The organism is Nostoc sp. PA-18-2419, assembly GCF_005869855.1.
Taxonomy (GTDB): domain Bacteria; phylum Cyanobacteriota; class Cyanobacteriia; order Cyanobacteriales; family Nostocaceae; genus Nostoc.
Map to the genome: position 1 here is coordinate 45,931 of NZ_SZNH01000021.1, position 13,954 is coordinate 59,884.

Consider the following 13,954-nt stretch of genomic DNA (forward strand, 5'->3'; position numbering starts at 1 on the left):
ATTAAGAAAGGGGGGTTAGATTTACTCATCCGAAAATGAGATAAGTTTTGGATAAATTCCTAATGTTATCGATAGTAGGAATTATTTACCATTGGTGAGAAGATGGATTGCTCCACCGACAGCTGCACCATCAACAGCGTTACCAAGGGTATCTCTACGATCACCAGTAATTACGCCGGTCAATGCGCTAGCGCCTGCACCGACTCCGACATCTTGAACAGCACTCCGGTGACGATGATTTCTTCTGAGTCCGTTTGCACCGTTGACGGCTGCACCAGTGGCACCACCCTTAACAGCATTACCTAATACCCCACCATTTCCTCTGATGGCTCCGGTCACTACGTTAGTAGCAGCGCCTATACCGATATCGCGTAATACTTGATCATCAGCTGCAGCCGGTTTAGCGGGTGCTAAAGTTACACCAGCTAGACTTGCAGCCATCAGGCTAGGTAAAAGTGTACGTTTTAAAATTGTATTCATTGTGTCACCTTCTCAAAACATCAAACAATTGAATAAAGTTCAAAGTTACTGGAGTCAGACAAAATCTGATTTTTTCGTTTGGACAACAGCAACTATTTATTGTTTGAGAACACATACATGATGACATTTACAAAACCATAATTACTTCTACTACAAGCATGAGTTTACATTCAGTCTAGAGAAGGTCTTGCAGATTTAGTAGATAATTCTGGGGATTACATATTGACAAAATGAATGAAATATAGTTTAAAGTTTTTAGGATCTGAGATCTGTAGTTTTTCATGACTAGTAAGGGATTTGTGATGCTAAACCCTATGCGGTTTACCCTATCTATCTAAAGGTAGTTGCCAAAATAGTTAAACTAAACTAGTAGAGTTAAAATTTAATTATCAAGCTTAGCAGCCAAGCGTTTTGCTCGTAGCCTGTGCTTTCTTTGGGCGATCGCTGTTTGTTGCTTCTTGCTCAGTATCTCCTGCGCCTAAAGCGGTTCGATTTGCACGATTCGGGAAATGTAATACCAATTTGAAAAAAGAATGGGACAGATGCATATCTCCAAAACCTTGTCCTGTCTGGATTCTTAATGCGTGAATTTTGAATTGGTATAATTGCCTGCTCATACTTAAAATCAAGTGAAACATCAAGCGATCGCTAGGCTATCTTGAGTATCAAGCTGAAACTTGAGCCTCCAAGGCGCAAGTGCAGCAATAATTAACCTGACAACCACATCAACAATTAGAAACCACATAGATGTTTGGATCTTAAAAGATAGCCGTGTATGGTATAGAAATGTATAGAATCTTGAAAAGATATAAAATATAGTTTTTAAATGCACACATTTTCACCATCTTCCTCAATGCAGCTGTCTGTACCGCCAAAACACTTTCAGCCTATGAAGATCGTCGCACTGGGGGACAGCTTAATATATGGATTTGGCGACCCGGAAAAAGGGGGTTGGATTGAACAACTACGGCGATGGTGGATGTTGCCGGATAGTGTCGGTCATGTTCTTTATAATTTAGGCGTTAGGGGCGATCGCACGCAACAAGTAGCCCAAAGGCTGGAAGTTGAATTTCGCCATCGTGGTGAACTGCGAAATCGCGTTCCTGACTTGATTATTTTATCAGTAGGCGTCAACGATTCAGCGCGTTTAGCGCGTGCTGATGGGCGAAGTTACACAGATTTTAACTTATTTGAAAAGGAAATCGCTTCTCTGTTAGATTTGGCACAGCAACTCTGTCCTGTGTTGTTTGTCGGTATGGTGCCAGTCGATGAAGCTAAGATGCCATTTTTAGATTGTTTTTACTATAATCATGCGGATCAGTACCGCTACAAACAAGCAACGCAGATTGCTTGTTATAAACGGCAAATTCCCTATTTAGATATTTTTGATAAATGGATGGAACGCGGTGAACCTTGGCGGCTCAAACGTTTGAGCTATGACGGACTACATCCTAATACACTAGGTTATCAAGCCTTATTAGAAGATGTGATAAATTGGGACGCTATTGCAAATTATCACTCTCTAAATTTGGTTACCAGCTAAAATCATGCCAGTTTGAGATTTTAGGTTGCATCTTTAGTCCGCTGACAGCACAACTTTAATTTGGAATTGAAATTAAAATCTCAAATCCAGAATGATTGACCGAATAATTTGTAATTGGTAATGACGCTCCTACGTCGCTATAAATTACGAATTATTTTGACTTTTAACTCTCTACTCTTCACTCATGACACCAACTTTATTTGGTCGCTGGCAAACTCGATTATTATTACTTGCAACTGTAGGCGTACTTATATCTTTACCCTTTGCAATAGGTTTGATTGGTTCTGGTGCTAACTCAGTTTATTTTTGGATACTTGGTTATATCGCTGTCTTTGGCTTAGGTTGGGATTTACTTTATAACTATCTCCAAAAATTTCGCTGGGACAGGGATTGGCCGGCAGTTTATCAACTTTTAGCTGGTATTTGGGAATTCATTTTTGTCTTCTGTGGAATCAAAGTATTTGGCTTCTTACCAATACCTTTACCAAAGGAAGAACTGTCACCAACAGATTTTTTATTGCACTATAGTGTCGTGTGGTTAGCAGTTTTTATTACTTCTCAAAGCCTGATGCGAATCATCTTTCTCCGTTGGCGTTTCCGGGGTGGGCAGTGGTTATAATTCGTAATTTTTGAAAATAAAATTTTATCTGCATTTATAAATACTTGTATTTGTCATTAAATAGTACTAATGTGCTACCCAGCCTTTGTATTCAAATAAAACGARATGTATTGTAAGTTAAATCTTTAGCTATAAGAGTTGATTTATAAAATAAATCTTAAATTGTAGAGTACGTTATGGCCACGCCTAACGCACCCATAAAGATGCTGCGTTAGGGCTAATCCTGATTCCCTCTATCTCCCTCCCGAATCCTTGCATAGCCTTAAGACAGCCTACTTAATGTCTATTTTAGAAATACCCTCTAAACCCTATCTACACAGATGACAAAACAAGGAACTTAAGCTCCTTGTCGTTTTTCTCTTAGCTGATAAAGATGGGCTACTTTTATATAAAATTCTATTCACAATTGCTGAATTTGACACCAATAGGTATTACTGTGCTAATAAAAATATACTCGTATTATTGTTGACTTCAATTTCAACCATAAAATACTAATGTCAACAGCAAGTTGCTGTTTTTTTAACTCATGCTAAAACTGCAATAAAGGATATTTCCAGGTCTAACCTGGAAAAGATATTTTCTCGGAGGGAAATCAAGTAAGTATTTTATACTTCTTAAACATTCTCTAAAGGTTTTCAATTTTAATTTCTACTCAATAAAGTACAATGTCGAATTTTCAACTAGTTATTCAGCTATTTCTGCAACTCACGCTAATTTTAGCTACTTGTCGGGTCATCACGATTTTAGGACGCCGCTATCTTGGTCAAACTGATGTTGTTTGCGAAATGATTGCAGGTGTCATGCTAGGGCCATCATTTTTAGGTTTGATTGCACCAAATTTTCAGCAGTGGCTATTTCCTAAACTGCCAATTATTACTGCTTTAGGAGATAAGATACCCAATCCATCAATGTCGATTTTATATGCTATTAGCCAAATTGGGTTAGTAATTTATATGTTTTTGATTGGTTTAGAGTTCAATACAAAACTCTTGAAACACCATATCAAAAGCGCAGGTTTGTTATCTGCTGCCGGAATTATTACTCCGTTTATCTTAGGAGCGATCGCTTCTTTTTGGTTATATCACAATGGCAATTTCTTTCAGCCAAAAGTAGTGCCTTGGTCAGCGGCTTTATATCTAGGTGCATCGATGACAATTACCGCTTTTCCGATGTTAGCTCGCATTCTTTACGAACGCGGACTTGCACAAACTCGCTTCGGGACTTTGGCTTTAGGCGCAGCATCAGTAGATGATGGAGTTGCTTGGTGTTTGCTGGCGATCGTGCTTGCCAGTGTGAAAAATTCGATCAACATCGCCATATTAGCAATTGGTGGTGGCATTTGCTACGTATTATTTGCAATTTTTATTGGACAACGTGGACTTAAAGTTTTCACGCGCATGACAAAACGTGATGGGGGTGTGAACAGACAAACGCTGACTTTATTGTTAATAATTTTGATGTTTTGTGCCTGGTTTACTGATATCACAGGTATCTATGCAATATTCGGTGCATTTGTGTTGGGAGCAATAACACCACGCGGAGAGTTTGCCCAACAAATTCGCCAATATACAGAGTTTTTCACTACTTCTTTTTTGTTGCCGATATTTTTTGTCTTTTCTGGATTAAACACTCAAATCGGATTAGTAAACACACCTGCATTATGGGGAATTACCTGCTTAGTTGTGGCGATCGCAATTCTCGGTAAAGGTATTGCTTGTATGTTAGCAGCAAAATTAGCAGGAGAAAATTGGCGGGAATCAGCAACTATTGGCGCTCTGATGAATGCTCGCGGTTTGATGGAGCTAATTATCCTCAATATTGGGCTTGAACAAGGTATAATCACCCCTACTTTATTCACTATCATGGTTATCATGGCTGTAGTTACTACACTCATGGCATCACCGCTGATTACCTTTTTGTTGCAGGGTACAAGTTATGAAAAATTTACCGTTTAAGCACATCTATATAGAAAATTAAGTATCAATTCCTGATATTAACTACTCCACTGCTGTTAACGGTAGTGGGGCGTTTGGCCTGGTATTGTTAGCTTTCTTCTCTACACGAGGCTACGTCAACAGGGCATTTAGCCCGTCCTGAGTTTGAGTAAAGAGTTAGGTAGAGACGCGATTAATCACCTCTGTACAAGAGTTAAGGAACTCCGAAAAATAAATTATTCCGTTTAAAGCGTTGACTGTTGAGTGTTGACTCTGAGTAATAGTAATGGAATATTTTTTACTTATCAGTTCCTTATTTTCTCTCATTTACATCACCTGCTTACCCTCTCTCTCTTACTAACAGCAACTAATATCGCAAATAAGTACAAATTAATCTTGAATGTATTTAAGAAAATTGCTTTAATAATTCCTAATTCATAATTAATCGTACAAGCCGATAAATTGATTCATTCAGATGTTAATGCCTGAATTTGCAATTTTTAATTTCTAGTTTGTGTAGTCTATCAGTTAGAGCAGGGGTTGACATTTTCCAGTCTGATAAACAATTATCTTAGTGAAACCAGATAGTTACTTTTGAGGAAACCATGCACACAGTTATTCTCGTTCTGGTTGAGGTGCTGATTGTTATTGGACTTTCACGGCTAGTAGGGCTAGGATTTCGCTCTATTAAGCAACCGCTGGTAATTGGTGAAATTGTTGCTGGGATTATGCTTGGCCCATCTTTATTTGGTTTAGTTGCTCCTCACGCCGCAGTCACTTTATTTCCACCAGAAACTATTCCTTTTCTAAATGTTTTGTCTCAGGTGGGACTGATATTTTTCATGTTTCTGATTGGGCTAGAACTAAATCCAAAATACCTCAGCGGTCAGCTAGAAGTGGCAGTTTTAACTTCTCATGTCAGTATTTTGGTGCCTTTCTCCTTAGGAACGTTACTAGCAGTGGTGCTTTATCCCCTGGTTTCCAACGCTAGTGTATCGTTTACCGCCTTTGCCTTATTTTTGGGGGCGGCTATGTCGATTACTGCCTTTCCGGTATTAGCACGAATCATTACAGAGAGTAATTTACAAGGAACACGCTTAGGAACATTAGCATTAACTTGTGCAGCGGTGGATGATGTCACAGCTTGGTGTCTATTAGCAGTAGCGATCGCTGTAGTTCGGACTGGAAATTTTATTGGTGCAGTACCGACAATTATTGTCAGCATAATCTATATCGGCTTCATGCTGACGCTAGGACGTTGGTTGCTCAAAGGTCTTGCCAAACATTACCAGCGTGCGGGACGCCTCAGCCAATTGCTGTTAGCCGGGATTTACATGGCAGTGGTTGCATCGGCACTAATCACTGAACTGATTGGCATTCACTTAATTTTTGGGGCATTTTTATTGGGAGCAGCAATGCCCAAAAATGAAGATTTAGTGCGGGAATTGGCAGTCAAAACCGAAGATTTTGTCCTGATATTCTTGCTGCCAATATTTTTTGCCTATAGTGGTTTGCGGACACAGATTGGCTTGCTCAACCGTCCAGAATTATGGCTATTGTGTGCATTAGTTTTAGCAGTGGCGATCGCAGGTAAATATGTTGGCACTTATGTAGCGGCTCGTGTCAGTGGCATTAATAAGCGGGAAGCTTCGGCACTCGGTTGGTTAATGAATACTCGCGGCTTGACTGAGTTGATAGTGCTAAATATTGGTCTGGAGTTAGGAGTAATTTCTCCTTTAGTGTTTACCATGCTGGTAATTATGGCGCTGGTAACTACATTTATGACCTCGCCACTGTTGGAATGGACATATCCGAAAAAGCTCATCAGGTTAGATGTTGTAAAGCCACAGTCAGAATCAGAAACCGAAAAAGATTTAGGTACAGAAAATACCATTATTCAAGATGAAACTTACACTCGTTCCTACCGGATTTTAGTGCCAGTGGCGAATCCGAATACGCAAAAAGGTTTAGTACAGTTGGCAGTAGCAATTGCTCTCAACTATCGACAACCAGCTGTTGTTCATCCCCTGAGCTTGATTGAATTTGAAGAAGACTATGCCTTCGAGAGTACCCCAGTTGAAGCAGACCGACTAATCGCTCAGCGCCGTCAGCAGTTAGAAGAATTAATTAATACTCTCGAGCCTCCACAAACACGCTCTTACGTGCATCCCATTGTTCGCACATCCAGCAATGTTGCACGGGAAACAGCACAGATTGCCGCACTAGACCAAGTTGATTTAATTCTCGTGGGATGGCATCGCCCAGCTTTTAGTAGTAACCGCTTAGGGGGAAGAGTCGGCCAAATTCTTACTACTGCACCAGTGGATGTAGCAGTGTTTGTAGACCGAGGAGGTGAGCGATTAGAAAGCTTATTAGTACCTTATTCTGCAAATATTCACGATGATTTAGCATTAATACTTGCTTTGAGACTGCTAATCAATCATGAAACTTGTATGTTGCATATTTTACACGTTTTACCAGAAAATCGCCTCAAAGATGAATTGAGTTACGAACTGGACATGATGATGGAGCAATTACCGAATAGTGTACGCGATCGCATAGAAATCAAACTTGTCCAAGCCCCAGATCCCATCCAAGCCGTCGTCGAAGCCTCAAAAAGTGTAGACTTGACAATCGCCGGCACCAGTCGCACTTGGGGTATTGAGCGTCAAACCTTGGGAAGATATACAGATCAACTAGCCATCCAATGCCGCTCTTCCCTGCTGATTACCCGCCGCTACAGTCAAGTCACTGCTCATCTGGCTTCCGTACTTCCTGAGGTTATGAGTCAACAGCCAACAACTCAAGAGTTGAGATTATGAATTATTCTAATTTCAAATCTTTGGCTTTTTATGGACTAACAATAGCTTCAGTTTTACTGTTGTTTAAAACTGTAACCGTTTATGGAGAAAACAATCTCAAAGCTCCTGCTAAAGTTAGCAGGAGCTATCGTCTAACACTAGCTGAAAATTTGCCCAACTGTAAAAAATCCGATACCCTGATATTAAATATTGAACAGTCGGGTATCTACTTAAACGCCTCTGTCTCACCGACAAACACCAACGCTAACACTGACGAAAAGTATTCTCTCATCGGCATCTTAAGAAATCAACAGTTAAATTTGTCTGGTAAAGTTAACAGTTCAAGCTTTTGTAATATTCGTCATTCCCAGAACGAGCCTTTGAACTCAGTCACAATTCAAATGCAACTAGTCAACAGAGGTAGTATACCAGGGCAATTAACTTTTAATGGCATTCCACAAACTCTAAAATTTACTGCTGTGTCAGAAAAAGTTCAAGAATCTCAAAAGTCTAACAGCCATTAAAAGGAGATTGGGAGTGCTGAGTTAGGTAGTTAGCAATTGGCAGTTGTGAGTTAGGTAGAAATGCAATTGAATCGCCTCTGTATAAGAATTAAGAGTATTCTCCCCCATCTCCCAGTTGGTGAGTTTCGACTACGCTCAACTACCACCAAGTCGAACCACATCTCCCTTATCTCCTTCATTTATGACCAAAGCTTTCAAAGTCTTCGGCGAGGCTGCTGAATTCTGCTATAAAAAGTTAAAAGTATAATTTTATTCATAGCTTATACTAGAAATTTCTCAAAATTTAATATTAAAGGCATGAATATAATGGCTCAGAGATTAAAGACCTGGTATTACTACTGGAGCAAACAGCTACTTAGCTTTAGTGTATTCGGTTTTTATGCAGCGATCGCTTTTGAAACTTCCACCATTGCTGCTACACCAGTGGCAAAGCTAAATAATTGGCGTTTTTCTCCGAAAACACAGCAACTCGAAATCACCCTCTCAACAGCCACAACTCCTCGTTATTTCTACCTTGCCCAACCACCTCGTCTGGTTGTAGATCTACCGAATACCAAGTTAGGTTATGTTACCACTCAACAAAATTATTCTGGAGCCATCAAAAGCATCCGTGTTTCTCAACTCAATGAAAAGGCCACACGTATTGTTTTAGATTTAGCACCGGGAATTGTTGTAAATCCCAAACAGGTACAACTGCAACCAGTTTCCCGAAAAAACCCCACTCGCTGGGTATTTCATCCTGTTATTTCTGGTAAAAGTACTGCCGTCAAAACAGCAAACTCACCAGCTTCACCCAAAAAAACACCTCAAAAACCGCCTACTAAACCAGTTGTAACTACTAATTCACAACCGCTGACTAAGCCACCCCTAACTACTCCTAATTCCCAACCACCTACTAACCTACCCGTAATTACTCCTAACTCACAACCGCCTTTACTCACAGCTCCCCCTGTATCGAGTCAGCTGCCCTCAACCACTACTAACTCAAGTCAACCTTTTGTAACTGTACCTCCCCTGACCCCCAATGCATCTTCTGAACAACCTAGTTTTACTCTCCCCCCTGCTTCTTTCTCAAATCAATCTGGTACATTGAATAGCATTCCTACTTTCGGTATGTCTGAATTTCCAGTCCCAACAGCCCCTAATGTTCCCAACCCCCAAATTATTGAGTTTGGTCAACCTCTTCCTAAAACTAAGTAGAGAATCAGGAGTGGAGAGTGCAAAGCTAAGGAAGTAGATGAAGCAGACAAGGGATAGCCTGAGATGAGGAAGAAAAAACTTTCAATAAACAAGACAAAAGGCAGGAGGCAAGAGGATTTGACTTGTTTGTTTCATTTATAGCGAATGGTAGCGCTGCCAGTAAGGCTGCTTCTAAGGAACTTCCTTTTTAGAAAATACCCCCCTCTCCACAGTTAACCGTCAACTGTCAACAGTCAAGACTCTTAATACTCCATTCCTAATCTAAAATCTGTCCGTTTCCTGGGGTGTTCCAACTGCTCCTGGTTGAGCTGTGAAGAAGTTTTGAGCAGCTTCATTCTGATATATACATCTGATATCAGGTTTGTCACTATCCAAGTTCCCTGTAAAGCCAAATGTGTTCAAACGATTCTTACAATCTCTTACCTGATCAGATGTCACTAATTTACGTTGTTCTAAAAGTGCCCAGTTATTTTGTCGAAGCACGCATCCAGGACGCATACTCGGCTGAGAAACATAGACATTGAACGGGTTGAGAGTCACGAACAGTCTAGCGTCCATCACCATAGCACTGGCTCCATACTGCACACAAATCTCAGGGTTCGGTGCTTTAGTGTCAATAAATTCACGGGAAGCCACATTTGATGGAGCTAACGTGGTTGTAGAACTAAAAGCAATGCCAATTCCAATCCCCAAAATCAACACCCCTCCCATAATCGCTATGGTGAAGAGGTTAAACATCGGAGATAGGAAACTAGAGGGTTTAGAAGTGCTAGCCGGTCTAGCAGTAGATTTACGTCTCATTGTTGCTTAATCACCTTCACGCCAATTGGGTAGGGAGTAGTCTCAAGTTTGCTCCCTCTTTCAGTATGCCTAGTCTTGACTACAATTGCTCGGAACTTTTTGTCTAACATTCTTATAAGATGACGAAAATAGCAAATCATTTAGATGAATCAATCTAATTTTAACCTGAGTTGCTTCTAATTGTTATCTGCAATAATTAGCTATTAATGTTATTTGTTTTAAAAATCAGAAATTTTATGATTTATCTTTATAGTTTTTCTCTGATTATTTATAGGCTAAATAAACTTAATTAGGCACTCAATAATATTAATAAATTATGAGATTTTATGATTTTCAGATAGTCTCGTTTCAATAGGCTAGCAAAATGCATAACTAAGATGCATTTCGCATTTTTTCATTTGAAAAAATTTTTACCTCTAGTAATTAATGTATCAAACAATGTAAATTAAGCTTAAATACAATTTAAATACGTAATTACAAGCAAGTGAGATTTCAAAGAGCGCTACTATCGGACAAGAGGTTCAAAACTTCACAATTTAAAATGCTCCTAGCTGATAGTCTAACTATTTTTTGGGGAGATTGGCTGGATTTACGTGTAAGAGTTGTACAAGTTGCTGCATCAGGTCTAATATCTCCACTGATATATATTTTAGCTTTTGGCTTAGGTTTGGGTAGTTCCATCAAACCCGGCTCAGCTATTAGTGGTAACTACAATAGCTATTTGGAATTCATATTACCTGGAATGGTGGCGCTGTCGTCAATGACCATTAGCTTTGGTGGGACGACATTTTCCATTTGTGGAGACAGATTATTTAGCAAAACTTTTGAGGAATTGTTATTGACTCCCATACATCCGTTAGCAATGCATATTGGCAAAATGTTGGCGGGAGTAATACGAGGGTTGATGACATCCGGTTCCGTAATTTTGGTAGCGGTAGTATTTACTGGAAACTGGAATTTTCTTAACCCGGTATTTCTACTTTTACTTGTACTCAATTGTGCTGTATTTGCTGGTTTAGGGGTGATTGTAGGGTTGAGTGTGCGATCGCTCGAATCAGTCGGACTCTACAACAATTTTATAATCATCCCTATGTCTTTCTTAGGAGCCACCTTCTTTGACCCTGGGACATTACCAATAGCTCTGAAAGTTCTAGTTTACGTCTTACCCCTAACCTATGCCAGCATTGGACTACGTGCAGCTGCTCATTTACCTTTGTCCGAGTTTCCTTGGTATAGCATACCGATTTTGTTAGTAATAGCGATCGCTCTTTCTCTGTGGGGTGGCTATAAATTTGCTCGCCAACAAGATTAGATTTAAATACACCAAGGAAATTTTCTCTTAAAATCGAATATTTTATTATGGTGATTCGCCGAGCTACTACAACTGACGTACCCCAAGTTTTACCAATGGTTGCCAAAATTTGTGCTTTGCATGAGTCTTGGGATGACGCTAAATATGGTTTTCTAACCTATCCAGAACAGCGCTATGAAAAATGGTTAACGCGTTTGGCAAATAACGAGCGCAGTGTATTTTTGGTAGCAGAAAATCAAGGGCAACTTATAGGGTTTTTAGTAGCGACAATTGAGCAAGAAATCCCAATTTATCGTTTACAAGAATTTGCTTTTATCCATGATATTTGGGTTGAGCCAGAATATCGGCAAAAGGGAATTGCGCGACAAATGGTAATGCAAACTGTTGAAAGCTTTTCTCAAATGGGGGTCAAGCAAATTCGGCTAGATACAGCGAATGCAAACGAATCTTCGCGGCGGTTGTTTGCATCCTGCGGTTTTCGGTTCAGCACTATCGAAATGTTAATTGAATTAAGTCATTAGTCATTAGTCATTCGTAAAAAATAAATGACTATGACTAAGCGCAAAGTCTGAGTGCCAGCTTCCGGCGTAGACGCCCAAAGGGCGACTTGCCGGAGGCATCAGTTAGCGCAGCGTTAGCGACGCAGCGAAAAGTCGGAGCGATGGCTTTTGCCTATCTGAACTTTTCAAGACAGGAGCGTCACTTTGTAACAGGGGACAAATGACAAAGGACTAACTAGCTAACAGAGTCTTTTCTAGAGAAGTCCAACGGAAAGCGCGATCCCCACCCCTCTCAATGACTACTCTCACTCGTGGTTCTAGCTTCGGCAAGTTCGCTAAATATTCAATTTCCTGATCGGAAAGAATATTCCCTTCGATAATCCACAAGACCAGCCCTTTTGATTTTGGTGATAGCTGTTCTAAGTGAGTACTGATAAGTGGCGGCGCATAGTATACATGACCTACCGCTGCACCGTTACCAGTAGTTTTTTTGCCCAGATGAGGAGGTCTAACTCCATGAATTCTTGTGAGATACGCAGCTACGTCGCCTAGTCCTCTAGCAGTAATGTGCAGTGTGGTATAGCCAGCCGCACGTAATCGGCGCTGATAGCGACCTTCATAACCTCCTTCTAGAGGTACATACACTCCAAGAGCGCCAAATTTTTCCAGATCCCGGATTAAAGCGTTGCCAGTGGTAATTAGTGCCATAGATTTTTGTCTTATCCCACCTTAGATATCTCTATTATTTACCGTGAATTGAGAGATAAAGCATTTTTTTCGGTATTAACAATGTTGACTGTTGATGGTTGACAGTTGAGCTTATCTGTTTCATCTTCCTAAAAAAAATACTAGACAATCATAAATAAATGATTTATATTATTAGATTGTGACCAAACGCGCAAATTTAGCTTGCCGAACTTATGTCATTCTGAAATAGTGTTAGCATCGAAGGCTGATTAGTCAATTTCAAGGTGATAACTTAACTTAGATTGTTCATAGGCTGGTAAACTAAGAAAGCTTCAGGTTAACATTGAAGCTTATGCAGGAATAAGCTAAGCTAATCCTCAGCTTCAGACTAAGTTGACTAATGCGCCTCTCAAAAAAGGCAAAATCTTAAACTACTGTTTAAGGTGTTTGGAAAACTAAAAACTGAGCAGCAATGCTGGCTTAGTTAATGGATACTGGGTGGTAAAACCAGCCTAAGTCCAACTGCAACAAGGCAGTCGCCAACCTCAGGGAAGCCGTCCTTTGGGCAGATACAAATCGAAAACCCAGCGGCAACGCTGCCTGCAAAAAGTGCCACAGCAATTGCTTGGACAAAAGCATTGCTGCACACAGTTCAAAGCTGTAGCGCATTGCATTGATTCCAAAAGTTACTCCTTCCCAAAGGGAAGAGACTTGTGGCTGTTTTGGTAATCTCGTGAGTGAAACTAAACAGATTCACCAAGCAGTACGGACACGGTTTGTTGTGTCCCAAAGTGTTTGGAGGGTTTAAAGCCATTCCAAATTTCCCAGGCCGTAGCCTAAACTGATGCGTACAAAGCGTGTCCTCTAGAGTCGGATTCCAAGGTCAGTAAGTAGAAAGGAGAACCAGTTACTGTGTCTGTAGGTATTCTCGGCACCAAGCTGGGCATGACCCAAGTGTTTGATGAGGCAGGAGTAGCCATTCCTGTCACCGTTATTCAAGCAGGGCCATGCACTGTTACACAAGTTAAAACAAAACAAACCGATGGTTACGCCGCCATTCAAGTTGGTTATGGCGAAGTAAAACCAAAGGCACTGAACAGACCACTGTTGGGTCACTTAGCCAAATCATCTGCCCCAGCATTGCGTCATTTGAATGAGTATCATACCGATAGCTCTAGTGATTATGCTTTAGGTCAACAGATTAAAGCAGATATTTTTAGTGCAGGTCAAACTGTAGATGTAATTGGTACAAGTATCGGTCGCGGCTTTGCGGGTAACCAGAAGCGTAATAACTTTGGTCGGGGGCCGATGTCACACGGTTCTAAAAACCATAGAGCGCCCGGTTCTATTGGTGCTGGTACTACACCCGGTCGTGTCTATCCAGGTAAGCGGATGGCAGGACGTTTAGGCGGTAGCCGCGTCACAATCCGCAAACTGACTGTAGTGCGAGTAGACGCAGAACGCAACTTACTGCTAATTAAAGGAGCCATTCCTGGGAAACCAGGCGCTTTAGTAAGTGTTGTACCTGCTAAGCGAGTCGGCTAGTCAAAGGA

14 protein-coding genes are annotated in these 13,954 nt (G+C 40.6%); 9 read left to right on the top strand and 5 right to left on the bottom strand.

Features of this window, described 5'->3' with window-relative positions:
• Window positions 1–81: 81 nt before the first annotated feature.
• Both FCR06_RS20570 and FCR06_RS20575 read right to left on the bottom strand, forming a co-directional pair.
• Complete coding sequence (locus tag FCR06_RS20570; protein WP_138503016.1) at window positions 82–480, bottom strand: hypothetical protein; 399 nt, start codon at window positions 478–480, stop codon at window positions 82–84.
• A 395-nt stretch (window positions 481–875) separates the two neighbouring features.
• The gene (locus FCR06_RS20575; RefSeq protein ID WP_138503019.1) at window positions 876–1,097 is read right to left on the bottom strand and encodes a hypothetical protein; all 222 of its coding nucleotides are present in this window, start codon (window positions 1,095–1,097) and stop codon (window positions 876–878) included.
• A 209-nt stretch (window positions 1,098–1,306) separates the two neighbouring features.
• Here FCR06_RS20575 and FCR06_RS20580 point away from each other — a divergent pair, with 209 nt between their 5' ends.
• From FCR06_RS20580 to FCR06_RS20605, 6 genes are all read left to right on the top strand, one after another.
• The gene (locus FCR06_RS20580; RefSeq protein ID WP_411268013.1) at window positions 1,307–2,023 is read left to right on the top strand and encodes a GDSL-type esterase/lipase family protein; all 717 of its coding nucleotides are present in this window, start codon (window positions 1,307–1,309) and stop codon (window positions 2,021–2,023) included.
• A 184-nt stretch (window positions 2,024–2,207) separates the two neighbouring features.
• On the top strand, window positions 2,208–2,642 hold the full coding sequence (locus tag FCR06_RS20585) for a hypothetical protein (protein WP_138503021.1): 435 nt from the start codon (window positions 2,208–2,210) through the stop codon (window positions 2,640–2,642).
• Between the two features lie 665 nt (window positions 2,643–3,307).
• Entirely contained in the window at window positions 3,308–4,597 is a 1,290-nt protein-coding gene (locus tag FCR06_RS20590; RefSeq protein WP_138503023.1) for a cation:proton antiporter, read from the top strand.
• Between the two features lie 584 nt (window positions 4,598–5,181).
• Window positions 5,182–7,398, top strand: a complete 2,217-nt coding sequence (locus FCR06_RS20595; protein ID WP_138503025.1) for a cation:proton antiporter — start codon at window positions 5,182–5,184, stop codon at window positions 7,396–7,398.
• Window positions 7,395–7,901, top strand: coding sequence for a hypothetical protein (locus FCR06_RS20600; protein ID WP_138503027.1), 507 nt, complete (start codon window positions 7,395–7,397; stop codon window positions 7,899–7,901). Before FCR06_RS20595 ends, FCR06_RS20600 begins: the two co-directional genes overlap by 4 nt.
• Before the next feature lie 306 nt (window positions 7,902–8,207).
• Window positions 8,208–9,101 (top strand): AMIN domain-containing protein, encoded by an 894-nt coding sequence (locus FCR06_RS20605; RefSeq protein ID WP_138503028.1) that lies wholly within the window; start codon window positions 8,208–8,210, stop codon window positions 9,099–9,101.
• 261 nt (window positions 9,102–9,362) lie between these two features.
• Here the strand turns inward: FCR06_RS20605 and FCR06_RS20610 are convergent, their stop codons facing one another.
• Window positions 9,363–9,902: a DUF3172 domain-containing protein gene (locus tag FCR06_RS20610; RefSeq protein ID WP_138503030.1), complete on the bottom strand. Its 540-nt coding sequence runs from the start codon at window positions 9,900–9,902 to the stop codon at window positions 9,363–9,365.
• A gap of 484 nt (window positions 9,903–10,386) precedes the next feature.
• Here FCR06_RS20610 and FCR06_RS20615 point away from each other — a divergent pair, with 484 nt between their 5' ends.
• On the top strand, window positions 10,387–11,214 hold the full coding sequence (locus FCR06_RS20615) for an ABC transporter permease (protein ID WP_138503032.1): 828 nt from the start codon (window positions 10,387–10,389) through the stop codon (window positions 11,212–11,214).
• A 47-nt stretch (window positions 11,215–11,261) separates the two neighbouring features.
• Window positions 11,262–11,735: a GNAT family N-acetyltransferase gene (locus tag FCR06_RS20620; protein ID WP_138503034.1), complete on the top strand. Its 474-nt coding sequence runs from the start codon at window positions 11,262–11,264 to the stop codon at window positions 11,733–11,735.
• 210 nt (window positions 11,736–11,945) lie between these two features.
• On the opposite strand, the gene FCR06_RS20625 is transcribed toward FCR06_RS20620, so the two are convergent.
• A complete protein-coding gene (locus FCR06_RS20625; RefSeq protein ID WP_138503036.1) occupies window positions 11,946–12,422 on the bottom strand; it encodes an NAD(P)H-quinone oxidoreductase subunit N in 477 nt (158 codons plus the stop codon).
• 459 nt (window positions 12,423–12,881) lie between these two features.
• A complete protein-coding gene (locus FCR06_RS32820; RefSeq protein WP_189523505.1) occupies window positions 12,882–13,070 on the bottom strand; it encodes a hypothetical protein in 189 nt (62 codons plus the stop codon).
• 243 nt (window positions 13,071–13,313) lie between these two features.
• Between FCR06_RS32820 and rplC the strand changes: the two genes are divergently transcribed.
• Window positions 13,314–13,946 carry a 50S ribosomal protein L3 gene (gene rplC / locus FCR06_RS20635; protein ID WP_138503037.1) on the top strand — a complete coding sequence of 211 codons (633 nt, stop codon included), beginning with the start codon at window positions 13,314–13,316 and terminating at the stop codon, window positions 13,944–13,946.
• Window positions 13,947–13,954: the final 8 nt, after the last annotated feature.